The 23,071-nt window shown below is 58.5% G+C and carries 24 protein-coding genes and 1 other RNA gene; 1 reads left to right on the top strand and 24 read right to left on the bottom strand.

Features of this window, described 5'->3' with window-relative positions; genetic code table 11:
* Position 1: 1 nt before the first annotated feature.
* From pilO to ssrS, 24 genes are all read right to left on the bottom strand, one after another.
* Complete coding sequence (gene pilO / locus VMN77_11275) at positions 2-592, bottom strand: type 4a pilus biogenesis protein PilO (protein HTN44364.1); 591 nt, start codon at positions 590-592, stop codon at positions 2-4.
* Between the two features lie 12 nt (positions 593-604).
* Positions 605-1,204 carry a PilN domain-containing protein gene (locus VMN77_11270; GenBank protein ID HTN44363.1) on the bottom strand — a complete coding sequence of 200 codons (600 nt, stop codon included), beginning with the start codon at positions 1,202-1,204 and terminating at the stop codon, positions 605-607.
* A 30-nt stretch (positions 1,205-1,234) separates the two neighbouring features.
* Positions 1,235-2,395, bottom strand: a complete 1,161-nt coding sequence (pilM, locus tag VMN77_11265; GenBank protein HTN44362.1) for a type IV pilus assembly protein PilM — start codon at positions 2,393-2,395, stop codon at positions 1,235-1,237.
* Complete coding sequence (locus VMN77_11260) at positions 2,361-2,615, bottom strand: MerR family transcriptional regulator (protein ID HTN44361.1); 255 nt, start codon at positions 2,613-2,615, stop codon at positions 2,361-2,363. The genes pilM and VMN77_11260 overlap by 35 nt, the downstream gene beginning before the upstream one ends.
* Before the next feature lie 157 nt (positions 2,616-2,772).
* Positions 2,773-2,991 carry a hypothetical protein gene (locus VMN77_11255; GenBank protein ID HTN44360.1) on the bottom strand — a complete coding sequence of 73 codons (219 nt, stop codon included), beginning with the start codon at positions 2,989-2,991 and terminating at the stop codon, positions 2,773-2,775.
* Between the two features lie 58 nt (positions 2,992-3,049).
* Complete coding sequence (locus VMN77_11250) at positions 3,050-4,819, bottom strand: hypothetical protein (protein HTN44359.1); 1,770 nt, start codon at positions 4,817-4,819, stop codon at positions 3,050-3,052.
* A 17-nt stretch (positions 4,820-4,836) separates the two neighbouring features.
* Entirely contained in the window at positions 4,837-5,790 is a 954-nt protein-coding gene (locus VMN77_11245) for a hypothetical protein (GenBank protein ID HTN44358.1), read from the bottom strand.
* Complete coding sequence (locus tag VMN77_11240) at positions 5,790-6,287, bottom strand: type II secretion system protein (GenBank protein HTN44357.1); 498 nt, start codon at positions 6,285-6,287, stop codon at positions 5,790-5,792. Before VMN77_11240 ends, VMN77_11245 begins: the two co-directional genes overlap by 1 nt.
* Before the next feature lie 7 nt (positions 6,288-6,294).
* Positions 6,295-6,717: a prepilin-type N-terminal cleavage/methylation domain-containing protein gene (locus VMN77_11235; protein ID HTN44356.1), complete on the bottom strand. Its 423-nt coding sequence runs from the start codon at positions 6,715-6,717 to the stop codon at positions 6,295-6,297.
* Between the two features lie 2 nt (positions 6,718-6,719).
* Positions 6,720-7,271 (bottom strand): prepilin-type N-terminal cleavage/methylation domain-containing protein, encoded by a 552-nt coding sequence (locus VMN77_11230; GenBank protein ID HTN44355.1) that lies wholly within the window; start codon positions 7,269-7,271, stop codon positions 6,720-6,722.
* Between the two features lie 260 nt (positions 7,272-7,531).
* Complete coding sequence (locus tag VMN77_11225; protein HTN44354.1) at positions 7,532-7,966, bottom strand: type II secretion system protein; 435 nt, start codon at positions 7,964-7,966, stop codon at positions 7,532-7,534.
* A 109-nt stretch (positions 7,967-8,075) separates the two neighbouring features.
* The gene (locus tag VMN77_11220) at positions 8,076-8,468 is read right to left on the bottom strand and encodes a type II secretion system protein (protein ID HTN44353.1); all 393 of its coding nucleotides are present in this window, start codon (positions 8,466-8,468) and stop codon (positions 8,076-8,078) included.
* A gap of 331 nt (positions 8,469-8,799) precedes the next feature.
* Positions 8,800-10,020: a type II secretion system F family protein gene (locus VMN77_11215; GenBank protein ID HTN44352.1), complete on the bottom strand. Its 1,221-nt coding sequence runs from the start codon at positions 10,018-10,020 to the stop codon at positions 8,800-8,802.
* Entirely contained in the window at positions 10,021-11,733 is a 1,713-nt protein-coding gene (gspE, locus tag VMN77_11210) for a type II secretion system ATPase GspE (GenBank protein ID HTN44351.1), read from the bottom strand.
* 141 nt (positions 11,734-11,874) lie between these two features.
* Entirely contained in the window at positions 11,875-12,807 is a 933-nt protein-coding gene (locus tag VMN77_11205; protein ID HTN44350.1) for an NAD-dependent epimerase/dehydratase family protein, read from the bottom strand.
* Entirely contained in the window at positions 12,804-13,775 is a 972-nt protein-coding gene (locus tag VMN77_11200; GenBank protein HTN44349.1) for a GDP-mannose 4,6-dehydratase, read from the bottom strand. The genes VMN77_11205 and VMN77_11200 overlap by 4 nt, the downstream gene beginning before the upstream one ends.
* Positions 13,772-14,542, bottom strand: a complete 771-nt coding sequence (locus tag VMN77_11195) for a TlyA family RNA methyltransferase (GenBank protein ID HTN44348.1) — start codon at positions 14,540-14,542, stop codon at positions 13,772-13,774. The genes VMN77_11200 and VMN77_11195 overlap by 4 nt, the downstream gene beginning before the upstream one ends.
* 4 nt (positions 14,543-14,546) lie before the next feature.
* Complete coding sequence (gene dxs, locus VMN77_11190) at positions 14,547-16,496, bottom strand: 1-deoxy-D-xylulose-5-phosphate synthase (protein ID HTN44347.1); 1,950 nt, start codon at positions 16,494-16,496, stop codon at positions 14,547-14,549.
* Positions 16,497-16,543: 47 nt separating this feature from the next.
* Positions 16,544-17,485 carry a farnesyl diphosphate synthase gene (locus VMN77_11185; protein ID HTN44346.1) on the bottom strand — a complete coding sequence of 314 codons (942 nt, stop codon included), beginning with the start codon at positions 17,483-17,485 and terminating at the stop codon, positions 16,544-16,546.
* Positions 17,466-17,744 (bottom strand): exodeoxyribonuclease VII small subunit, encoded by a 279-nt coding sequence (xseB, locus tag VMN77_11180; GenBank protein ID HTN44345.1) that lies wholly within the window; start codon positions 17,742-17,744, stop codon positions 17,466-17,468. Before xseB ends, VMN77_11185 begins: the two co-directional genes overlap by 20 nt.
* Before the next feature lie 4 nt (positions 17,745-17,748).
* A complete protein-coding gene (gene xseA, locus VMN77_11175) occupies positions 17,749-19,089 on the bottom strand; it encodes an exodeoxyribonuclease VII large subunit (GenBank protein ID HTN44344.1) in 1,341 nt (446 codons plus the stop codon).
* Positions 19,090-19,112: 23 nt separating this feature from the next.
* Positions 19,113-19,895, bottom strand: a complete 783-nt coding sequence (locus VMN77_11170) for a TIGR00282 family metallophosphoesterase (protein HTN44343.1) — start codon at positions 19,893-19,895, stop codon at positions 19,113-19,115.
* Positions 19,896-19,947: 52 nt separating this feature from the next.
* Positions 19,948-21,522, bottom strand: a complete 1,575-nt coding sequence (gene rny, locus VMN77_11165; protein HTN44342.1) for a ribonuclease Y — start codon at positions 21,520-21,522, stop codon at positions 19,948-19,950.
* Between the two features lie 406 nt (positions 21,523-21,928).
* Positions 21,929-22,114: non-coding RNA, 6S RNA (ssrS, locus tag VMN77_11160), on the bottom strand.
* Positions 22,115-22,275: 161 nt separating this feature from the next.
* Here ssrS and VMN77_11155 point away from each other — a divergent pair.
* The gene (locus VMN77_11155) at positions 22,276-22,896 is read left to right on the top strand and encodes a helix-turn-helix transcriptional regulator (protein ID HTN44341.1); all 621 of its coding nucleotides are present in this window, start codon (positions 22,276-22,278) and stop codon (positions 22,894-22,896) included.
* The last annotated feature ends 175 nt before the right edge of the window (positions 22,897-23,071 follow it).

Raw genomic sequence — 23,071 nt, 5'->3', positions numbered from 1 at the left:
TTCACTCTTTCCCTAAATACGTTATCGTCTTCAAATGCGCCAATACCGATGGGGTCGTGTCGGGCTGCGCCTCGATTTTGATCTCTTTCACGACGACCGCGCGCGGCAGGTCTTCCAACATCAGGAGATAGTCTCCCAATTCGCGAAAGCGGGACTGGACGTCGATTTGAAGCGTCATCTGAAGATAGGCCCCCTTGTCCTCGACCGAATCCGGACGTATCGAGACGAATTCGATCTGCCGCAGATGGGCCAAGCGTGTTATTTCCTCCAACAGCGCCGAAAGCCGGCTCCCCTTCGGAAAGAGATCCCCCGCGTTTCCCGCCAACTCGGGGTGGGTCTCCTGGCCCTGCGCCGATTGACGAAGTTTTTCGGCCCGTTCTCGGAGCAAGGGGATCTGCGCCATTCCCTGGTCGATCTCGGCCTTGAGAGAAATTTTTTGCGCCGCCAACTCTTTGGCGCTGCGGACCGTCGGGATCAAGAAATAACTCAAGAAAATGAATAAAACCGCGCCGACGGTCAGGACCGCCAGACCGCGTTCCCGCACCGTGAGTTTTCCAAAGTCCAGTTTTTCAAGTGTGCCGGTCAACGTCATGGTTTGCCCGAATTAATGTAAATTTGCCGTCAACTCAAAATTCATCCCCTGGGCGCCGGCGCTTCCCTTTTCAGCATAAACCAATGCAACATACCCGTAATGGGGCGACCGCTCCAGGGCCGAAATAAAACGGTTGATCGCGGCCTGCGATTGGGCCACGCCGACGAAGCGAAGCCCGTTTTCGGTTGCGGAAACGGGCATAAGACCGCCGGATTTCGGATCCGTGCTTTCCATTCGCGTCAGCCAGACCCCCTCCGGCACCAGATAGCTTGTCTCCCGCAGGACATTCGACCAAAGGATGCGGTTTTTCAGAAGGTCCTTCATCGCCGCCAGTTGCTGCGCCGTGATTTCTTGGCCGGCCTGCGTCTCCTTGGCCAAGCCACCGACCTCCTCGTTGAGCCGGGTCAATTCCAGTTGGGTTTTGTCCCGTTGAACGGTGAGGTCCCGAACGTCTTTCTTGAGCAGGCTCTCTTTCCAAAGAAGGCCCAAGGAAAAAACGCCCAGAAAAAAAACGCCGGCGGCCACGCCCATCGGACCGGCCTTCTGTTTGAAGGAAAAAGGTTTCTCCCCCAGCAAAATCTCGGCCGCGATCAAATTGATATGCGACTTCATGGATCCTTCACGCTCAGATGTTTAATTCTCTCACCCATCCATTGTCCTCAGGGCCAGGCCCACGCCGGTCGAGAATCGGGGGGACATCAACCGAACCTCCCGGAACGCCGTTTCATCGCAGAGGATCTCGGCGAACGGGTCATCCAGTTCCACATGGGAGTCAAAATACGACGCGAAGTATTCCTGGAATCCCGGCATGAGCGCGGCTCCGCCCATCAGCACGATCTTCTTGACCGAGCCCTCGCGGAACTGGGCCCGGTAGTAATCCATGGATCGTTGCGTTTCCAGGACCATCCGGTCCACCTCGGCCTTGATGATCTCGAGCCGCCGGCCGTCCCGATCCACGGTGGAGGCGGCTGCGCCTTCGCCCGACCCTGCGCCGGAGAGCCCTTTTTGCCGTTTCAGCTGCTCCGCCTCCTCGCGTTCGACCCCCAGCCCCTGCGCGACCGCCCGGGTAATTTCCTCCCCTCCGAGCTGAACATTTCGAGTGAAACGCAAAACACCCCGTTTCGAAATGCTGATGTCCATCTTTTCGGCGCCGATATCCACAAAGACCAGGTTTTCATCCAGATCCGATTTGTAATTTAATTTGACGGTGTTGAAGAGCGCCATGGGATTGACGTCCATCGCCGTGACGGGAAGATTGATCCGCTTGAGGGATCCGAGTTGGTTCATAACGGCCGTCCGTTCGGCCGCGACCAACAATACTTCGATCCGTTTGAGATCGCGCTCCTGAGTTTCTCCGACCACGAGATAATCCAGCACGGCCTCCTCGATCGGAAACGGGATCAGTTTCTTGGCCTCCCAACGAACCGCCTCCGCCAATTCATCTTTGGGCATCTTCGGCAGCAAGATATATCGGATGATCGGGTTTCGCCCGCCAAAGTTGATCACGATCTTCTGTCGTTTGAGCCGGCCTTTTTGAAGCACATCGAGAAGAACCAGAGGCGCGTCCCCTACCGGGTCCGGTTGAGCGGTTCGGTCTGGGGGAGGCAACTCGGTCAGCCCGGCGTACTTTAGAACCAAACCCTTCCGGGTCGAGGCCAATTGGACCACCTTGATCGCGCTTCGGCCGATGTCTAATCCCAGGAGATGCCGCTTCGGTTTCACCCAAGCCAGAAAAGATCCCGTCATGGTTTCCACCTGATGCCATCCATCAAGACGACTCACCGACCGGGACGCCGCTTCCATCCAACTCCTCGATCGCCTTTTGATAGGCTATCTTGTGCTTGAATCCCCGTTTTAGATATTTCCAGATCAGTTTGATCTTCAGTGTGTCCTCTTCCGAATATTCACGCGCCTCCAGATCGCCCATCGGAACCCGTTTGGGCGTAATGTATCCCTTTTGTTCAAGGTAGTAGAGCTTGTGTCGGGGAATATCGACTTTCTTTAGAATTTCGGCGGTTTTCATTGTCTTATTCCCGCGGTCCATGTATAAATCTCGGGTATTAATCTAATTGTAAATTTATTTTTCTAAGGTTGAGTGTACCAAAATAAGGGGGGCTGTCAAGCGCACCCCAGGTCCTGTTTCGTCCTTTTCCACCCTTTCGGTTCCAGAAACCGGCGCTTTATCGTAGCCGGCCCAGAAGATAAGCATAAAAGAAGAGGAATACCGCCGCCAGTATCAGGCTGACCCCGAAGCCAAAGCGATACTTGATGACCTGCTCGTCTATCCGGGTCACCATCCGGTTCATTTGGTTGCTAATATTAAGTAACGCCTGCGGCGAAGCGATCAGCAACCCGCCTACGACCAGTGCGATCAGACCCATAAAAATTATCCAGCCCATGATTCCCTCCTATGTCATGTGTGCATGCATTGCCATGTCTCAACGTTCGGTCCGCGCCTCATGGAAAATCCTCCCGCGTGGCGCCGGTGCCAATCGAGTTTGGATTCGGACTTCCGGTGTTAAACGCGTTGACGGTGACATCCGTTGTTCGGGTGACGGATATATTGTTCGTATCTGTAATGGTAATCTGGAAGGTGGCGGTTCCAGCCGAAGCGGGCGTCGTGGGAAAGGCCAGATTGAAGGTGCCGTCCTTGGCCGAGCCCGCGACGAGGGGAAGGATATTCGTGCTCGCGCTGGGAGGTAAGATCGTCGCGGTGAAGTTGACGGGATTGGCGCCGGATACCGTCCAGACATCCTCGATGGGGGTCGTCCCAGGATTGGGCGGATTAAACTGCTCGACCATCGAATAGGTCTCCGTGGCCGGCAGACCCCAGCCTGCGGGGACCGAGATCTGGACCTGCTTGACGTCGGCGCAGCCGTTGTTCGTGATCGCCCAGCTCAACTCCTGATTGGTGCTGTTGGCGTTGACGGTGGCCGGACTCACTGTCGGCGAATACCCTCCGTACGTAACCGTACTCGACGTCACACTGGGCGTGGTCCGTGCCGTTCCTGGGCCTCCGGTCTGCTCGGTCCCGGCGGCCGATCCGGTGAAGAAAAAGGACGGTTGAGGATAAGTACCGGTGATTTGATAGACCCAGGTAAAGTCAAACGTCCCGCCGTTGGCCGGCACCGGTCCGTTGGGCGGTGCGGGGGTCGGGCCGGAGATCAACGTGATCGGCGCGCCGGCGGAGGGGGTCAATGTGGGCGTGACATTAATGATGTTGTTTGTATAATTGTCCGTCAGCGTCATCGTCACGGTTAAATTCTGACCGGAAAGGACGCAGGTTGCTGATAAATTGAGAGCGGCCACGAACTTGCCGACCGACAGCGTGGTCGATGTGGCCGTGATGGATGTGGACGTGTTGGCACTGTTTCTCGCATTGGCTGTAAAATAGATCGTTCCCGCATCTGAGGATTGGGTAGTGAAGGTGAACGTTATTGTCCCGGAGGCCCCCGCAGCCAAGGTAAGTGGGTTGGGGCTGTACACCGTCGATGTCAAACCTTGTGTCACCGTCCCGGTCTTTACGGCCGTCGGCGGATTGGGATTCGTGGTAATCGTGGACTGCGTCGCCGTGGAGTCGTTCCGCACGGTCATCACGAGTTTAAAGCTCGTACCGGCTGTGATGGACGAAATGGGAACCCCGCTCAGATCCGTGATCTGAAACCCGGTAACGCGAAGCGCTTTAAGGGTCCAAGATCCGATACTGGCGCCGCTGTTTAACGTTGCACTCGAATCGGACCTCGTCGGCGGCCACGGGCTCGTCGCGTTCTGGAAATAGGCCCGGACGTCCCTTAAATGCTGGGTCACGTCCGGGGATGAACTTCCCGCCGTCAAATTCAGCGTAAAATTCACCGCGGTCGTCGGCCCGGCGGCGCATCCGCCCGTGGCGCAGACGATCGCATCGTTCGCCGTATTGGCCCGAAATGTGATTGACGTGGTGGAAAAGGCCGTCCGCGTCCAACCCGCCGGGGCAGCCGTTGTATTCAAGAAGACCGTGCCGTAGGTGTTGATGCGGAATCGGACTTGATAGATCCGCTCGCTCACGTTCCCTCCGGTGCTGGTGTTTTTAATCTGAAACGTGACGGACACGGGGGTATCTTTCATGGTGAAAATAACCGGCGTCGGGTCGATCTCCGTCGAGCTGAAGTGGTAGGCGGCATCGGCCCCGGTCTGCCACAACCCGACGAGGATTATCGTCATCGCGAAAGGGATCCATTTCGTCTTCATCGGAGCACCCGCTTTCGTCACCGTCGGACCGTCTTCCGAAGCACGCGGTTTGCGTTTCCCACAACCACAACGGCCGTTGTCCCCGCTGAGAGGATCTCGGCCTCGTAATCCGGAGGATTCGGCGGATCGTCCACCAAAATTGGCGTGATGGGGTTTCCCGCCGCCTGGGCGGCCGACGCAGTCCCATCCTGGCAACGTTTGACGCCGTACAACGTCATCCTTCCTCCGGCCCGTACCGAACTGGTGTAAGTGATCTGCTCCCAATCGATCGAACCCGGAGTCGTATCGGTAAGAATCGAAAGCGACCCGGCCGTCAGAAATTTGGAATTATCCGCAATTTGAAGTGAGGCCAGGGAAGTGCAGTTATTCGCGAGGGCACCCACCAGGGTCGTAACCGGATAAACCAGCTCACCCCGTTCATGAGAACCGGCCGTTCCGGAAACTCCAGCGATTGTTTGGTCACGCGTGATCCCGGTGAATTGGGCGCCGCAGGCCGCGTTGCCGACGCCGGTGTAATGAACATACTCGAAGGGATCCATTCCGTCATCCCCGATCATGAGATTTCCACTCGTTGGAAACCGGTTCGTCGTATAAACGCAGATGTTTGCCGTTGTAGCCCCATCTTGAATCCGGTGCCGAAGCCGAGTCCCCGGCAGATCGGTCTGTACCGTAAAGCTGCCCGAATTCGGAGCCGTGCCCAGCGTCCGGACCGAGGTCGGCATGGGATCCGACAGGCTCCGGTACCAATCCACGTTCTGCGCCAGGTTGTACTGCTCGAATTCCAATCCGCCGTCCGCGATCCCGAACGCCAACAGACCGGCCGACTGATTCATGGCCGTGAAGCTTTCATTGCCCACGAGTGAAACCAATGCCGCGCCGATCATCGCAATGATCACCAGCATCGCCAAAACGATAATGAGGCTGGCGCCGCGCTGGGGACCGTTCATGAGACGTTTTCTCCCTTTCTTCATCAGAAACTCCGCGGGTGGACGCGGGAGCGGAACTGAACCGCCGATGGGCCGCTGCCCACCGTGAGGTCGATCTGGACCCACCAGATATCCGTCGCGGCCGGGGCGACGGCCGGGGTCGCGATCGTCGCCCCGGTGTTGTCCAAATAGGTGAAGGTCAGACCCGAAATGTTTGCGGCCAATGGATCGGTCGTCGCAGTCACCCGGTTGAGGTTGTTTCCCGCCAGGGTAAAACTGATCGTGTTGTTGCTCGTGTCCACGAACTGGAATGTCGTGGCGCCGGCTGCAAGGACGCTCGTGTTGTCCGCCACATTCCGGATCTCGCGAACCATCCGGTCCATCGCCATCCGGTTCACCTGGGTCGCCTCACGGACATTGTTCCCGGTCAGGACGCTTTCGGTGGAGTAGAAAAAGACATTGGACGCCACGACACCCACGATCCCGATCAGAACGATCGAGAGAATCATTTCGATCAATGTGACGCCGCGCTCGTTTCGCATCCCTCTCCTAATGGTTCGTGACCAATGTGACCAGGACGGCGCTCGGCACGTTCGTTCCGACGCCCACCGCTTGGACCGTGACCTCCACCTTCTTGTAATGGGTCGGACAGAGCGCCGTCGTCGTCAGGGTGCTGTTCGTGAAACAGGTGATCGTCACGCTTCGGTTATAATTCGGAAATCCGGCCACGGGATTCTCGGCCGGATAATTTCCGGCCGTGACATAGCCGAAACCGCGCGCCGGGTTCATCCGATCGCCTTCGATCTGCTCCATCCTTTCCTGCGCCAGATCGGCCGCGGTCGTCGTCCCGATCGTGTTGACCTGCCTGGCCGTCATGAAATCAACGGCGGAGAACACGCCCGGAATTGCGACCGCGAGGATCACGATGGTTAGAATCACCTCAATCAATGTAAGCCCTTTGGAGTTTATCATCGTTAATAAGTCAAGTTGCCCGTGTTCTGTTGAATTGTAATCGTGTGGGTGTTCCCCGAATAGCTCAGGGCCACGCTGCTATTGCATGCCAGGACCGTTCCGGCCGTGTCTGTCGGCGCCCCGAGGCTGTTAAACTCCATGACGCCCCCCGCCCCCCCGCAAAACGGTGTCGCCGACCCGAACCGGACGCCGTTCAACTGACCCTGCCGGTACGTGTCAAAATTGACCACGAGCGTCTGTCCTAGGCTGGATGGATCTGCGACGGGGACATCCGGGTTCGGGGAGGCATCCCGGTAAATCGTATACTGCGCCGTCGAGTCGACCGTCATGCCATAACGGCTCTGCGTGCTGATGGCGAGTTGCTGGGCATATCTCAGATCGCCCACGACCTTATTCACGGCCTGATCGAGCCTTGTGGTCGAAAGACTGGAAAGGCTGAGCGATACGACGACACTTAAGATGATGACAATAATGATGGTCAGCACCAGCTCGATCAGGGTAAAGCCGCGCTCATCTCGAAGGGTCACCATTTTTTCTTGGAGATGCGTCTTCATTCAATAAATATACCACCTCATGCAAAAGGCCGCAGACGTTTATCATCTGCGGCCTCGGCCAACGAGCGAATCGGTCCAACCGACCCCGGTCTGTATTTAATGGGCAACATAGGGAGCAAGCCCCCCCAGCACGCAAGCGGTGCTCCTCTTTCTTCAAGAAAAAGCAGGGAGAGGGGAATCCCCTCTCCCTGTCAGATTTAATCCCCGGGTGAAAATCCCTCTTCTTCAGGGCTCAAACAGGGATCCACCGCCAAACCCCTCTAACAGGTTGTCGGTCCGGCAGTAATGTTGATAAGCCCGGGGGTCGCGCTGGCGGGCCCGTTATAAGTAACAGTAATTTTCCGATCCACTCCTACGACGCAGGCATTGGTTCTCAAATCAAACGTGCAGTTGTTCGCGGCGCACGCGATATTGGCCTTGGAAATTCCGGTCGAATACAGCAATTTACCATAGACCTCTGTCCCGAAATCCGGACTCGCGGCATTGGCTGCGGCGGGAAGCCCCTTGGCCGTGTTTACGGCAATGGCCAACTGGGCCGATGCCGCACCAAAGGCCCCTTGTAAGGCCGCGTCTTTTGCATCGGTCGTGACGTTTCCGAATTGGACCATCGCCACCGCCGCAAGGACGCCCAGGATTACGATAATCAATACCAACTCTATCAACGTGAAACCTCTTTCATTCCTCAACGTCTTCATGCTCGCTCTCCTTTGTTTTGGTATAGGGTTTAGGAATCGATGATCGCTCTTTCTGTCATTCAATCATTCACCGGTCCTCTCCGTCTCACCGGTCATCAAGAACTGTCAATCACCACCTTTCGTATCCTTTCGTCGTCGAATAAACGCGGCCGTTCGCGGGATCGTAACCGAATCGATGGCCGAACGGATCAACCGGATAGCCCGCTTCATCTAAGGCATTGGTCTTCAAATATTGATCGGTAAAGATGGTTCCCTCTTTGATGGGAAAAATAAACCGTTCCTGCACCAAAACCTTCAGGTCGGCGGGAATTTTTTGTCGGGTGAGCTGATACACCTGAATCGCCTTTCGGAGATTCCCCAGCGACATCTGCATGGCCGTTTCCCGAGCCTCCTGCGCCACCCGTTGGTACTTGGGGAGCAGCACCCCGATGAAGATCGAGATCAGGACCACGACGATCAGCGTATCAACAATCCCGAGGCCCTGCTCACCTTTGAACCGCATCTATTTTTTCTGAATCCACGCTCCGGGTGGTATTTAAACCGCTTCTATAAGTAAGCAAGGCCCATGCCGACGGACCCGGGCGGTCATGGTGCGATTAATCAATCGGTTAACCCTTATTATTATAGCAGGCGCCCAAAAAAGTGAGGAATCCTGCACACAGATGTCACCGCCATTACATATATATCGGCTTTTTTTAACAGAAACCGGCTTTGACAAGCGGAATTGTGGATGCCGTCAGAATTTATCGCTTAACGGGCATACTATGAGTAATGCCCGTTACAATTATCGGGCAGCACAAGAGGGGAAGGGATACGCCGTACCCGCCGGGGATCTACCCGCCCCCCTTGAAGACATTGATCAGGTTCCACCAAGGCATAAATATGGCCAGGGCCAAAAACAGGACGACCCCGCCGATGACGGCCAGCAAAAGCGGTTCCAAGGCGGTGGACAGATTTCGGATGGAGTACTCCACCTCTTGATCGTAGTATTCGGACACCTTCATCAACATCTCTTCCATCTTTCCGGTCTGCTCGCCGACCGAGACCATCTGGATCACAACCGGCGGGAAGATTCGACTGACCTGCATGGGCTGGACGATGCCCCGGCCCTGCCGTGCGCTGTCCCGAATGTTGTCCACCACCCGCGAGATGACGGTATTGCCGACCGTCTGAGATACGATCTCGAGCGTTTGCAGGATCGAAAGCCCGCTTCGGGTCAGGGTGCCGAAGACGCGGGAGAACCGGGAAAGGGCCGTCTTTAAAAAAATGGCGCCGAAGACCGGCAGATGGAGCTTCACTCCATCCCACCAGAGCCTCCCCGCTTCCGTCCGGATGTAGCTCCGAACCCCGAAGACGGCCCCGACGATGACGGCCAGGATCAGCCACCAATAGCTTTGAAACGCGTTGTTGATCCCGATGAGGATGCGGGTCGGCAAAGGCAGTTGAACCTTGAAATTGGCATACAACGCCGCAAAGCGGGGAATCACAAAATGGAGCAGGACGATGAACGCGATGACCAGGGCGCCGATCACGATTTTGGGGTAACGGGTGGCGGCCTTGATCCGGGCGCGGGTTTGGGCTTCATGCTCGGCCAGGGTCGCCAAGCGTTGCAGGATTTCGTCCAGCACGCCGCCGGTCTCCCCGGCGCGGATCATGCTCACGTAAAGGTTGCTGAACACCGTCGGATGTTTCGCGAGGGCGTCCGAAAAGGAGCTGCCGCCTTCCACATCCCTGCGGACCTGCACGATCACCTTCTTCAGCCGTTTATTGTCGGTCTGCTCGATCAGGGCGTCGAAGCTGGTCATAAAAGGCAGGCCGGCCGAGATGAGCGTGGCGAGCTGCCGCGAAAAGATGATCAGGTTCTCGGGGGAAATCCGAATGAACCGATCGAAGAGTTCGGTCGCCCCGAACTCCCCCCGGATCTCCTCGATCGAAACGGGGTGGTAACCGAGATGATCCAGCTGGGAGGCCACGGCGTCTCGGTTGGAGGTCTCGATGGTGCCGGTGGATAATGAACCGTATTTATCCCGCGCGCGATACTGGTAAACCGCCATTTACCCCTCGATTTCTTGGGTGACGCGCAAGACCTCTTCCACGGTGGTGATGCCTTTGACGGCCGCGGCGAGTCCCTGGGGACGTAACCCGATGAACCCGGACTGGACCGCCCGATTGCGGATCGCGCTGGAAGAGGCCTTGGCGACGATCAGGTTCCGAATCGCCTCATCGATCGGGAGCAGCTCATAGATGCCGATCCGGCCCGAATACCCGGTATTCCGGCATTGCGGACAACCGGCCCCCTTCACAAGACGGACCTCCTTCCGTCCGTCAAGGAGCTTCTCCAGATCCAGGCTCTTGACCTGGTCCGCCGGCGGGATGTAAGGAACCTTGCAATGGGCGCAGACTTTTCGCACCAATCGCTGGGCCATCACCCCGATGAACGACGAGGCGACCAGAAACGGCTCGGCGCCCATATCCAGCAGCCGGGCCACCGCCCCCGCTGCGTCGTTCGTGTGCAGGGTTGAAAAAACCAAATGGCCCGTCAGCGCGGCCTGGATCGCGATCGAAACCGTCTCGGTATCCCGGATCTCGCCCACCATGATCACGTTGGGGTCCTGCCGCAGGATGGACCGCAGGCCGTTGGCGAACGTAATGCCCACCTTGGGATTCACATGAACCTGATTGATGTACTTGAGTTGATATTCGACGGGGTCCTCGATCGTGATTACATTTTTCTCGATGGAACTGATGCGGTTCAACGCGGCATAGAGCGTGGTGGTCTTCCCGCTCCCGGTCGGGCCGGTCACGAGCAGGAGCCCGTGCGGCCGACGAATCATTTTCTCGAACGTCTTCAACGTGTCCGTCGAAAGCCCCATCTCCTCCAAACCCAAAAGGACGCTGCCCTTGTCCAGCAGCCGCATCACCAACTTCTCGCCGAAGATTGTGGGCAGGGTGGACAACCGGATGTCCACGTCCTTTTCGCCCACCTTCATCTGGATCCGGCCGTCCTGAGGAACCCGCTTCTCGGCGATGTCCAGATCGGCCATAATCTTGATTCGGGAAACGACGCCGGCCTGGAGATTCCGCGGCGGGTTCATCACCTCCCGGAGCATTCCGTCCACCCGGTAGCGAATCCGCAGGACCTCGGCGTCCGGTTCGATATGAATATCGCTGGCGCCTTCCCGAACGGCCTGGGCGATCATGGTATTCACCAGCTTGATCATCGGCGTGTCGTCCCCGATGCGCTGGAGATCGATCACCTGTTCCTCCGGCATCACGCCGTATCCCTGGAGATCGGCCTCCTTCGCCGCTTCTTCCATGGTCGACGTCGCGCTGTAGAATCGATCGATGGCCTTCATCAGCTCGGTCTCCGACGTGACGACCGGCAGGATCTCCATGCCGGTCGCCCGTTGCAGATCGTCGATGGCAAACACATTCAACGGATCGACCATCGCCAGGGTGAGGGTTCGATTTTTCTTGAAGACCGGGATGACTTGATGCCGGCGGGCCAACGTTTCCGGAATGATCGTCACAACGTCCGGATCGATGATGATGCTGGAAAGCGTCACGGGCTGAATCCCCATCTGCTTCCCAAGCACCTTGATGATTTCTTCTTCGGTGACGAAGCCCATGCTCCGGAGGATCGTTCCGATCCGGCCGCCGTGTAGCTTCTGCTCGCTGAGGGCGCGATCGAGCTGTTCGCGGCTGAGCAGCCCTTCGGAGATCATCATTTCCCCGAGCATCTTCCGTTTCTGTTGTGGCAGGGGCATAGTCCATCCTCCACAGAGCCGTTCCCTGTGTAAAACGCAGCGGAATAGCGTATGGATTTAGATTTCTAATGTTTATGCGTTGTTAGATAAACGCCGGGCGAAATAACAGGCGTTCATGCATATTAAAGATAGCACACGGGGTTAGGTTGTCAATTGGAGGGCCGTCCGGAAATAATCCACCGTCATCTTCAGTCCGTCATAGAGTTCGACCTTGGGTTCCCAATCGGTCGCCTTCTTGAGCTTGGTATAGTCCAGGACGCTTCGGGTTTGCTCGCCCCGTTTCTCCGGGCCGTAGACTTCCTTGACCTTCGCCCCTGAAATATCGACCAAGTGACGGAAGAGCTGGTTGACCGAAGTCTCTTTGCCGGTGCCGACATTAAAAATCCCCTTGATGCTGTTTTCGATCACGGCCATGTGGGCCTCGACCACGTCCTCCACAAAGATGTAGTCCCTCGTCTGTTTTCCGTTGCCGTTGATGATGGGCTGGTCGTTCATCAAGGTCTTCTGACTGAAGATGGCCACCACGCCGGCTTCCCCGAAGGGATCTTGACGCGGGCCGTAGACATTGGCGTAGCGCAAGGCGACATAATTCAGGCCGGCCACCTGCTGGTAGTAGTAAAGGTAGTGTTCGCCGGCCAACTTGCTGATCCCGTATGGAGATACGGGGTGCAGCGGATGCGTTTCGGGGGCCGGGAACACCTGCTGTTCGCCGTACACCGCGCCGCCGGAAGAGGCGAAAATCACCTTCTTCGTCCCGTGCCGAACGGCGTTCTCCAGGACATTGAGAAGACCCAAAACGTTCACATGGGCGTCAAAGATCGGGTCGGCCACGGACCGGCGCACGTCCATCTGGGCCGCGTGGTGACTGATCAAATCCGGTTTTTCCTTCTTGAAGATCTTTTCGATCCTCGGGTTGAGAATATCGGCCTTGTAGAAATGGGCATCGCGGTTGATATTCTTCTTTTTTCCGGTGGAAAGATTATCCACCACCACCACGTCGTGCCCCTCCTGGATCAGCCGGTCCACAAGATGCGATCCGATGAATCCCGCTCCTCCGGTCACCAACACCTTCATGGATTCTCCTTGTTGAAATTTTTATTTTTCCGATACCATTCCACAAATTTTCTCAGACCGTCCTCGATGGACGTCCGGGGCTCGTATCCGAGAAGCCGTTTGGCCTTCCCGACATCCGCGAAGGTCAGCGGCACATCCCCGGCCTGGGACGGCATCGCCCGAATTTGCCCCTTCTTGTTCAAGGCCTGCTCGATCTTCGCCACCAGGTCCCGCAGTTCGGTGGTCCGGGATTCCCCGATGTTCAGGATTTCATACGGCCGGGGTTGCGTCAGCGCCCGGAGGACTCCCTCGACGGCATCCGAGATATAGGTGTAATCGCGGCGCGAAGTCCCGTCGCCGAATACGGGAACCGGGAGTCCCTCGTCCACCAGCCGCGTGAATTTATGGATGGCCATTTCGGGGCGCTGACGAGGACCGTAGACGGTGAAGAAGCGCAAACAGGTCACCGGGATTCCGTACAAATGGTGATAGGTGTAACACAGCAATTCTCCGGCCCGCTTGGTGGCGGCGTAGGGCGAGATCGGAAAGTCGGCCGGATCTTCTTCCGAGAAGGGAACGCGGTTGGAAACGCCGTACACCGAGGAGGAAGACGCAAACACGAAGTTTTGGACCGGGGCCGACCGGGCCGCTTCCAGAAGCCGTGTGGTTCCGTGGACGTTCACATCATGATACAAAACCGGATCCTGAATCGAAGGACGCACCCCCGCCCGGGCCGCCGCGTGAAAGACGGACTCGATGCGCTCTTCCCGGAACAATCGGGCCAGGGTCGGCTCGTCCCGGATATCGCCCTCGACCAGCCGAAAGTTCGACTGTTCGAGGGCCCATCGAAGGTTCCCCCGTTTGACAGCGGGATCGTAAAACGGATCGAAGTTATCCAGACAAACGACCCGGTTCCGCTCCGACAGCAGACGTTCCACCACATGGGATCCGATAAACCCCGCGCCGCCGGTGACCAAAACGGTCTTCATGGTTTCACAAGGTGAATGAGATACTCGACATTGCCTTTTTGTCCCGTGATCGGCGAAGGCATTACGCCCTTGGCGATCCATCCCGCCGATCGGGCAAAGCGGACGACACCGTCCAAGGCGCTTTCGCGCTTCGCCGGATCCCGGACGACGCCCCCCTTCCCCACCTCTCCTTTCCCCACCTCGAACTGGGGCTTGACCAGCGCCACGATTTCACCGCCCGGCTTCAGGAGTTCGGCCGCCTTCGGCAGCACCTTGGTGAGTGAGATGAAGGAAACATCGATCGTCGCCAGATCGGCGGGCTCCGGAATTCGGCCGGACGCGAGGGTTCGGATATTGGTTCGCTCGATCACCCGGACCCGCGCGTCCCGGCGCAAGGACCAGGCCAGCTGGCCGTAACCCACATCGACGGCATAGACGCGGGCCGCGCCGTGTTGAAGGAGACAGTCCGTAAAACCCCCGGTCGACGCGCCGATATCGACCGCGATCTTCCCTTCGAGGTCGATGCCGAAATGCTCGATCGCGGCCTCGAGCTTCAGGCCGCCGCGACCGACGTAGCGGAGGGCCGTCCCGGCCTCTTCTTCCCGAATCCGGACGGCCGCTCCATCCTCGACCGGTATCCCGGCCTTCGTCGCCCGCGCCCCGTCCACCTCGACCGCGCCGGCCAGGATCAGGGCCTGCGCCTTCTCCCGGCTGTCGGCCAGGCCGCGATCAACCAGGGCCCGGTCCAAACGATTCTTGACGCGTTTTTTGACGGGGCGGGAGATCACCGGATCAACCCACCCGCCGCGGCACTTCCACGTTTGGATGGCCCGCCTGTCTCTGCGCCTCCGGCAGACGGAGGGGGGAGAGGCCGGCCTGGACAAAGAATTGGATGTCGCGAAGAAGCGTTTCGGCCGTGAAACCGAAGCGCTCGCGCAACGTTCGGACCGCGCCGTGCTGGATAAAATGGTCTGGCAGGCCGATCCGTTTCACCTCCACACCAGACAGGCCTTCCTCTTCCAGGACTTCCAATACGGCCGAGCCGAAACCGCCCTGCAAAACATGCTCTTCCACGGTCACCAGGCGCCGCGTCCTCCGGGCCAGCTGCGATATCAATTCGCGATCGAGGGGTTTGACAAAACGGACATTCGCCAGGGCCGCCGAAATCCCCTCTTTTTCGAGCTCGCGGGCCGCCTCCAGCGAAGGGTAGACCCCGTGACCCAAGGCCAGAATCGCCACATCGTTCCCGTTTTTCAGCAACTCGGCCTTACCGATGGGAAGCCGCATCAACCGCGCATCCATTCCCACCCCGAGACCTTCCCCGCGCGGATAACGGATTGCCACCGGTCCCTCGTGTTTGGTCGCGGTGTAGACCATGTGCTGCAGCTCGTTCTCATCCTTCGGGGCCATGATCACGAGGTTGGGAATGATGCGAAGGAATCCGATATCAAAGATCCCGTGGTGCGTGTGGCCGTCTTCTCCGACGAGACCGGCGCGGTCCAGACAAAGCACGACCGGGAGGTTCTGAATGCAGACATCATGAAGGATCTGATCGTAGGCCCGTTGCATGAACGTGGAATAGATCGCGACCACCGGGCGGAGACCCGCGGCCGCCAGCCCGGCCGCAAAGGTGACGGCGTGGGGCTCGGCGATCCCGACGTCATAGCAACGATCCGGAAATTCCTGGGCGAACCGGGAAAGTCCCGTGCCCTCCGGCATCGCGGCCGTGATCGCCATGATCTGTTTATCCCGCTTGGCCAGCCGGCCCAATGTCGAGGCGAAGACCTGCGTGTACGTCGGAAAACGGGGGGTCTTGCGGGCCTGCCCTGTCTGGACTTGAAAAGGCGAGGCCGCATGGAGCGTGACCGGATTCCGTTCGGCCGGCTCGTATCCTTTGCCTTTTTTCGTGATGACATGAACCAGGATCGGGCCCTTCAAGCGGCTGATATTCTCCAGGGTCGGGAAGAGATGCTCGAAGCGGTTTCCGTCGATCGGACCGATGTATTGAAATCCCAGTTCCTCAAACAGAAGACCCGGCCCGATGAACCCTTTGGCCGATTCCTCCACCTTGTGCGCGGCCTTGATCATGGGCGGCCCGATTCGGGGGATTGTTTTCAAAAGGTGCTTGGCCTCCTCCTTCACCTTGGTATAGAACTGGCCCGTGATGATTCGGGATAGGTAGGCCGAGATCGCCCCGACATTCTTCGAGATCGACATCTCGTTGTCATTGAGGATGACGATGAAATCCTTTTTGGAGGCCCCGGCCTGGTTGAGCCCTTCGTAAACCATTCCGGCCGTCATCGCGCCGTCCCCGATCACGGCGATCACCTTGTGATTCTGTCCGAGATGATCGCGCGCCTCCACCATGCCCAGCGCAGCCGAAATCGAGGTCCCGGCGTGGCCGGCATTGAAAGAGTCGTACGGGCTTTCTTCGCGACGGGTGAACCCGCTGAGCCCCCCGAATCGTCGGATCGTGTCAAACTGCTCCCGCCGGCCGGTGATCAATTTGTGCGCATAAACCTGATTGCCGGTATCCCAGACGATCTTGTCCCGCGGCGCGTCGAAGACGGCGTGCAACGCCAGCGTCAGCTCGACAATGCCCAGATTGGTCGCGAGGTGGCCTCCGTTGATCGAGGTGACCCGGATGATTTCTTCCCGTATTTCCTGCGCCAGCGCCGGGAGGTCCGTCCGGGGAAGTTTTTTCAGATCCGACGGGCTGTTGATCCTGTCCAACAAACGCATGAATGACTCCTTCTATAAAAAGACGCCTTACCGATTGGCTTTCCGGATCAAGACTTCCTCTCGACGATGAACCGCGCGATCGCCCGGAGGGGATCCGCCTCGGGGCCGAAAGAGGCCAACGCCTCATCGGCCTCGCGGATTAGCCGATCGGCAAAGCGCTTGGACGCTTCCAGGCCCACGACCGTCGGGTAGGTTAATTTGCGATGGGCATCGTCTTTTCGAACACGCTTCCCGGTTTCCTTCTCCGTCCCTTCCAGATCAAGGATGTCGTCCGCGACCTGGAACGCCAGTCCCGCCTTCTCCCCGTAGGCCGTCACGGAAGACAGCGCTTCCGTCCCGGCCCTCCCCAGAAGCGCCCCGATCCGGACGGCGGCGCGGATCAGCGCGCCGGTTTTATGGGAATGGACATAGCGGAGGGTTTCTTCCGATACGGTCTGCGATCCGATCAGGCCCTCGGACTCCATGTCCACGAACTGTCCCCCGACCATCCCAAGGCTCCCGGCCGCCAGCCCGAGTTCCTGAATGACCGATAGCAGTATATCCGGCGGGATCGTCCGATTCAAGTCTCGATCCGAGAGAAGGGCAAAGGCCGCGCTCAGAAGCGCGTCGCCCGACAGGATGGCGGCCGCCTCGCCGAACTTTTTGTGGCTGGTGAGCCGACCGCGACGATAGTCGTCGTCGTCCATCGCCGGAAGATCGTCATGAACCAGGGAATAGGTGTGGACCAACTCGATGGAGGCCACGACCGGCAGTATCGAGTCTATTGTATCGGGGGGCCGCCCTTCTCCCGAGACCGCTTCGAAGGCCGCGATCGCGAGAATCGGCCGGATCCGTTTCCCCCCGGCGAAAAGGCTGTAGCGCATTGCCTCGTGAAGCCGCTCCGGAACGGTCATCGCGGTCGGGAGGTAAACCTCCAGCGTCCGGTCGATCCGGGCCCTCCGGTCTTCCAGATATTGCTTCAGTTCCCGTTCAATCCTGGTCTTCAGCATCGGGGATGTCTTCGTGGACCCCTTCCCGGTCTTCCTTTTCCATTTCAAAGGGCCTGGGGCGTTTCCGGCCGTCCTTATCCTGCAACAGGATCTCCACCTTGCGTTCCGCCTCTTCAAGCAACTTCAAACAATTTTTGGAAAGCCGGACCCCCTCCTCGAAGATCTTCAGCGAATCTTCAAGGGGAAGATCGCCCTTTTCGAGCTGTCCAACGATGGTTTCAAGTCGGGCCAGCGCATCCTCAAATTTGAATTGGGCCATCGGATTATCCCTCGGTTTCTTCGACACGGCAGATCAAAGCGCCTTGATGCAAGCGGACTTGCACGCGCTCGCCCGGATCCACTTCCTGCGCCTTTTTGATGAGCCCCAGCTCCGGAAGCTTCCGCGTAATGCTGTATCCGCGGCTTAAGATGGCGAGCGGGCTTAAACCGTCCAGGGCGGTCAACAGGGATTCCAGACGATTCCGCTTTTGGCGGAGATAATACCCCGCCTGGAGTTCAAAGCGCTTGGTCAGCTCCTGAGTCTGCGTCCCGAGCCGGTGCAGGCGGTCCACCGGGCTGCGGTGCCGGAGGCTCTCACGGGCATGCCGCAGGCGCTGGGCCTGTTGCCGCAACGTGTTGAACAGTCCCCGACGGATGCGCCCCTCCAGCTCGTCCAGGCGGAGCAGATGGGCTTCGATGGACTTGCGTGGATCGCGAAGCGCCCGTTGAAAAACGTTCAGACGGCTCCGGACCCTGTCGAATCCGCGTTGCATTTCGTGGCCCATACGAACCCTTTGAAATGCGACCCGATCCTGCCATTCCCGGCGGGCCTGTATCACCCGTTCGGCCGCCGCTGTCGGGGTGGGGGCCCGATGGTCCGCGACGAAATCCGAAATGGTATAATCCACCTCGTGACCGACGGCCGAGATGACCGGAATTTTGGACCGGAAGATCGCCCGGGCAACGGCTTCCTCGTTGAAGGCCCACAGATCTTCCAACGAGCCGCCGCCGCGTCCGACGATCAGGAGATCGAACGGGCCCCGGTCGTTTAATTCGTCGATGGCCGCGGCGATGGCCTCCGCGGCGCCTTCCCCCTGGACCGGCACCGGATCGATCACGATCTCCAGCCTCGCCCGGGGTCCGTTCAACACCTTGAGCATGTCCCGGATCGCCGCGCCCGTCGGCGACGTCACGATGCCGATTCGGCGCGGAAGCGCCGGGAGCGGCTTTTTGCGCGAAGGATCAAAGAGGCCTTCTTTCTGAAGGCGCTCCTTCAGTTGCTCGAAAGCCGCCTGGAGGGCTCCGATCCCCCGGGGCTCGATGGAATCGACGACGATCTGATACTCCCCCCGCGGCTCGTAGACCGTCATACGACCGTGGCACAGGACCTGCTGTCCTTCTTTTGGAATAAACTTGACGGAACGTCCCGAGGATCGAAAAAGCACGGCCCGAAGCTGCGCGCTTTCATCCTTGAGGGTGAAATAAAGGTGCCCGGAGCCCGGCATTCTCAGGTTGGACGTTTCTCCTTCGACCCAGACGTCGACGAAGCGGTTCTCCAGCTGCTGCTTGATGAGCCGCGTCAGGGCCGACACCGAAAGAATCGGGGCGTGGGAAGCGTTTGGCATCATGGCCTAAGAGGACGTGCGCTCTAATCCGTATCCTTCACCTGCAGCCGGACGATGGACTGGGCCCGTCCGTTGACATCGACGGTCAGGAGGGCGGCCGAAATCACGCACGGACCGCCGCCCATCTCGAACCGCTGCGGCATCTGGTGCAGAAAGCGGTGGATCACTTGATCTTTATTCATTCCGATGACCGAATGCATCGGCCCCGTCATGCCGGCATCCGTGAGATAGGCGGTGCCCTTCGGGAGGATCTCTTCGTCGGCCGTCTGGACATGGGTGTGGGTTCCCACGACCGCGCTGACCTCGCCGTCCAGATACCACCCCATGGCCCGCTTCTCCGAGGTGGCCTCGGCATGCATGTCCACGATGATGATCGGGGTCTCGGCCCGGAGACGTGCGACCTCGCGCCAGCCGATCTGGAAAGGACAGTCCGTGGTCGGCATGAAGACCCGGCCCATTAACTGAAGCACCGCCACCTTTTCCGTCCGGCTGAGGCTGATCACGGCCGAACCGGCTCCGGGCGTCGAATCGGGATAATTGGCCGGCCGAAGAAGACGCGGCTGCTGCGTGATATAGTCCACGATCTCCTTCTTGTCCCAGACGTGGTTTCCGGTGGTGATCACATCGACGCCCAGAAGGTACAACTCTTCGGCGATCTTGGGAGTGATCCCGAACCCGCCCGCGGAATTCTCTCCGTTGGCGATCACGAAATCGATTTCGTAGGTCTCCATCAGATGGCTGAGCTTCCGGGCCAGAATATTCCGTCCGGGCTCGCCGATAATGTCCCCGATCATTAAAATTTTCACGAAAGCTTATCCCATTAACGATGTAGGGGCGATGCATGCATCGCCCCTACGATTACCGGGCGTACTCGATGTACCGGTTCTCGCGGATCACGGTCACCTTAATCTGGCCGGGATAGGTTAATTCCTGTTCCACCTTCTTGGCGATCTCCCTCGAGATCATGGCCGATTCGGCGTCCGACACTTCGTCCTGCTTGACGATAATCCGGATCTCGCGGCCTGCCTGAATCGCATAGGCCTTTTCCACGCCCTTGAAGGAGGTGGCCAGCTGTTCCAGTTTTTCCAGGCGCTTCACGTAGGATTCGACGGATTCCCTCCGCGCCCCCGGCCGCGCCGCCGAAAGTCCCTCGGCACCCATCACCAGAACCGACTCGATACAGGTGGCCTCGATTTCCCCGTGGTGCGCGGCGACCGCGTTCACCACCTTCGGCGACTCGCCGTAACGCTTCACGAGGTCGGCGCCCAAGGCCGCATGAGAGCCTTCTTCCTCATGACTGACGGCCTTGCCGATGTCATGGAGGAGCGCCGCCCGTTTGCTCAGCTTGACATCCATGCCCAGCTCCGAGGCCATGATCCCGGCGATGAAAGCCGCTTCCCGCGCGTGGGCCAGATTATTCTGTCCGTAACTGGTCCGGTACTTCAGGCGGCCCAGCGTCTTCACGATTTCGGGATGGAAGTCCTGAAGTCCGAGGTCGAAAATGATCTTCTCGGCCTCTTCCTTCATCAGCTTGTCCAGCTCCTTCTTGACCTTCTCCACCATCTCCTCGATGCGGGCCGGGTGAATCCTCCCGTCCGACATGAGACGCTCCAGGGCGATCTTGGCGATCTCCCGACGGTAGGGATCGAACCCGGAGACGATGACGGCGTCCGGCGTGTCGTCGATGATCAGGTCGATGCCCGTGGCGCTTTCCAGGGCCCGGATGTTCCGACCCTCGCGGCCGATGATACGGCCTTTCATCCCTTCATTGGGCAGATTCACGACCGAGATGGTCGCCTCCGCGATATAATCCCGTGAAAGACGCTGCATCGCGGTGACCATGATCTCTTTCGATTCGCGTTCGGCCTTCTCGCGGGTTTCTTCCGTGATCCGCTTCATCATCTTCGCCGCGTCGTACCTCGCCTCTTCCTCCATGGCGTGGATCAACTGCTTCTTGGCCTCCTCCGCCGTGACGCCCGACAAGCGCTCCAACTGCTGCCGTTGCTCGCGGAGCCCGTCTTCCAGGGTCTTTTCTTTGTCGCGAATTACTTTCTCGCGCGCCACCTGGTCCCGGTCGATCCGGTTCAGGTCGCCCTCGCGACGGTCCAGCTGGGTGGCCCGTTTGTCCAGATGTTCTTCCCGCTGGCTCAACCGACGATCCAGCGCGGTCAGTTCCGATCGGCGCTCCCGAATTTCCTTCTCAAACTCGGTTCGCTCCTGCAGGATGCGGCTCTTGCTTTCAATCTGGGCCTCCCGCCGCTTGTTCTCCGCTTCCTGCTCGGCGTTGCGGAGGACCCGGGCGGCCCCTTCCTCGGCCTCGCGTAATTTTCGGGAGATCCCCTCTCGACGAAGATACAACCCGACCGCCACCCCGGCGGCGCCGCCCCCGGCGGCTGCGATGACTGCAATGATCCAGGTAATAATAATCGTCACCCCCTCCACATTCTGTTGAAGAAACTCCTTCGATGCTGTTTGTTGTACGGGGGAAAACAGACGGGCCGATTAGGACAGCTGATCAGGAAGACCGACGCTGGGATGGAAGGCGGAGCAAAGGCTATCGTTCGGGGGACCGGTTCCCGGAATGCGTTTCGACCGTCGCCCATGGAAAGGCGCAAGACAATCGATCATCGTTCCATTCCCGCCGCCCGGTCAAAATAGAAACCGAATTCATTCCTCCCGCCTTTTTTCAAGCTCCAAGATATTCCGGCCGGCCTCGATCCAATCGATAAAACCGCCGGAAGAATTCTCTGTCCATAAATTCAAGACCTTCCCCATCCTTATCGTCTCAGTTCAGAAGCCTCGGAACCTTTGCCCGAAACCCGTTTTCTCCCGTTTTAATTAGGCCCCCGCGATTGCCGTGGCAGAGCGGAATGTCTTGAACCCGGTTTTCCAGGTGGGCGCCGTGATGGGAATTTCAGGCTTCCCCTCGTTACGATGGGGCGTGCACACCATTCCCAGGGCATGGCTCCCAAAGACAAGGCGTTGGGTCAAAATTTCTCACCCCTCACCAACAACGCAGGGGCGACGTGTTCAGCCCTTGTAAAACTCAAAACGTTACGCTTGGCACTATAACAAACCCCAAAAAAGAATTCAAGCGAAAAATCCGTTCGGCCGCCCGGAACTCTCCGGATCCGCCGATCCGGCAGGCTTGACAATTCGAGAAAGTGGGTTAGCTTTTAAAATAGTATGGAGAAACGGTCGCTGATACGCATTCCGTTGACCAGCCGGGGAAAAGCCGCGACGCTTTTGTCGGCCGAAAGCGGGGTCATCTACACGGCGAACATCAGCCGCCAAGGCCTCTGCTTCTATTCGAAGACCTCCCTTCCGCTGGACGCGGAGGTCATCCTCGAACTTGAACTGAGCCGTCCCTCCGAAGCGGTCGCGATCGAGCATTTTCATGGACGGGTGCTCTGGAAGCGGGAATGGGATGGATTGACGGCGCACGGAATCCATCTTTCAACCCCTTTAAGCCGCTTTAAGAACCCCCGCGCCTTCGATTTGACGAGCGACCGGGAATTTCCGGAGACCGCGGACGAGCCAAAGAGCGCCGACTCGGTCCACGGAACGGATCGGCTGACAAAACGGGAGCATGAGATCACCCGCCTGATCGCACAGGGGTCCAACAATCGCCAGATCTCCGCGCGCCTTTCGATCAGCATCAAAACGGTCGAAACCCACCGGGCCAACATTTACTCCAAGCTCAAGGTCCACAACGCCGTGCAGCTACTGCGAATGTTGGAAAAAAGCGGGACCTGGGTGGTGAACCGGGATCAAGCCCCCCGCCGGTCCGCGAATCATTCAACCTAGGCCGGATTTATCGACCTTCCCCTCCCATCGCCCTTAAAACCCGTTCATACACCTCAAAGGCCATCGTGCCGAAAAGGACAAAGCGGACCAAGCGGATTCCTCGATGACCTTCGAGATAGTCCCGCACGACGCCCAGCGCAATCTGTGCCGCGGCCTCGATCGGATACCCGTAGGC

It is taken from the genome of Nitrospiria bacterium, from assembly GCA_035498035.1.
Classification (GTDB): domain Bacteria; phylum Nitrospirota; class Nitrospiria; order JACQBZ01; family JACQBZ01; genus JACQBZ01.
The sequence above is the reverse complement of the archived record's forward strand: the minus strand, read 5'-3'. Positions and strand labels throughout refer to the sequence as shown.

Bases quoted from the DNA above. Each gene is read 5' to 3' on its own strand.
- pilO (HTN44364.1), bottom strand. From the start codon at position 592: ATGACGTTGACCGGCACACTTGAAAAACTGGACTTTGGAAAACTCACG.
- VMN77_11270 (HTN44363.1), bottom strand. From the start codon at position 1,204: ATGAAGTCGCATATCAATTTGATCGCGGCCGAGATTTTGCTGGGGGAG.
- pilM (HTN44362.1), bottom strand. From the start codon at position 2,395: ATGGAAGCGGCGTCCCGGTCGGTGAGTCGTCTTGATGGATGGCATCAG.
- VMN77_11260 (HTN44361.1), bottom strand. From the start codon at position 2,615: ATGAAAACCGCCGAAATTCTAAAGAAAGTCGATATTCCCCGACACAAG.
- VMN77_11255 (HTN44360.1), bottom strand. From the start codon at position 2,991: ATGGGCTGGATAATTTTTATGGGTCTGATCGCACTGGTCGTAGGCGGG.
- VMN77_11250 (HTN44359.1), bottom strand. From the start codon at position 4,819: ATGAAGACGAAATGGATCCCTTTCGCGATGACGATAATCCTCGTCGGG.
- VMN77_11245 (HTN44358.1), bottom strand. From the start codon at position 5,790: ATGAAGAAAGGGAGAAAACGTCTCATGAACGGTCCCCAGCGCGGCGCC.
- VMN77_11240 (HTN44357.1), bottom strand. From the start codon at position 6,287: ATGCGAAACGAGCGCGGCGTCACATTGATCGAAATGATTCTCTCGATC.
- VMN77_11235 (HTN44356.1), bottom strand. From the start codon at position 6,717: ATGATAAACTCCAAAGGGCTTACATTGATTGAGGTGATTCTAACCATC.
- VMN77_11230 (HTN44355.1), bottom strand. From the start codon at position 7,271: ATGAAGACGCATCTCCAAGAAAAAATGGTGACCCTTCGAGATGAGCGC.
- VMN77_11225 (HTN44354.1), bottom strand. From the start codon at position 7,966: ATGAAGACGTTGAGGAATGAAAGAGGTTTCACGTTGATAGAGTTGGTA.
- VMN77_11220 (HTN44353.1), bottom strand. From the start codon at position 8,468: ATGCGGTTCAAAGGTGAGCAGGGCCTCGGGATTGTTGATACGCTGATC.
- VMN77_11215 (HTN44352.1), bottom strand. From the start codon at position 10,020: ATGGCGGTTTACCAGTATCGCGCGCGGGATAAATACGGTTCATTATCC.
- gspE (HTN44351.1), bottom strand. From the start codon at position 11,733: ATGCCCCTGCCACAACAGAAACGGAAGATGCTCGGGGAAATGATGATC.
- VMN77_11205 (HTN44350.1), bottom strand. From the start codon at position 12,807: ATGAAGGTGTTGGTGACCGGAGGAGCGGGATTCATCGGATCGCATCTT.
- VMN77_11200 (HTN44349.1), bottom strand. From the start codon at position 13,775: ATGAAGACCGTTTTGGTCACCGGCGGCGCGGGGTTTATCGGATCCCAT.
- dxs (HTN44347.1), bottom strand. From the start codon at position 16,496: ATGCGTTTGTTGGACAGGATCAACAGCCCGTCGGATCTGAAAAAACTT.
- VMN77_11185 (HTN44346.1), bottom strand. From the start codon at position 17,485: ATGCTGAAGACCAGGATTGAACGGGAACTGAAGCAATATCTGGAAGAC.
- xseB (HTN44345.1), bottom strand. From the start codon at position 17,744: ATGGCCCAATTCAAATTTGAGGATGCGCTGGCCCGACTTGAAACCATC.
- xseA (HTN44344.1), bottom strand. From the start codon at position 19,089: ATGCCAAACGCTTCCCACGCCCCGATTCTTTCGGTGTCGGCCCTGACG.
- VMN77_11155 (HTN44341.1), top strand. From the start codon at position 22,276: ATGGAGAAACGGTCGCTGATACGCATTCCGTTGACCAGCCGGGGAAAA.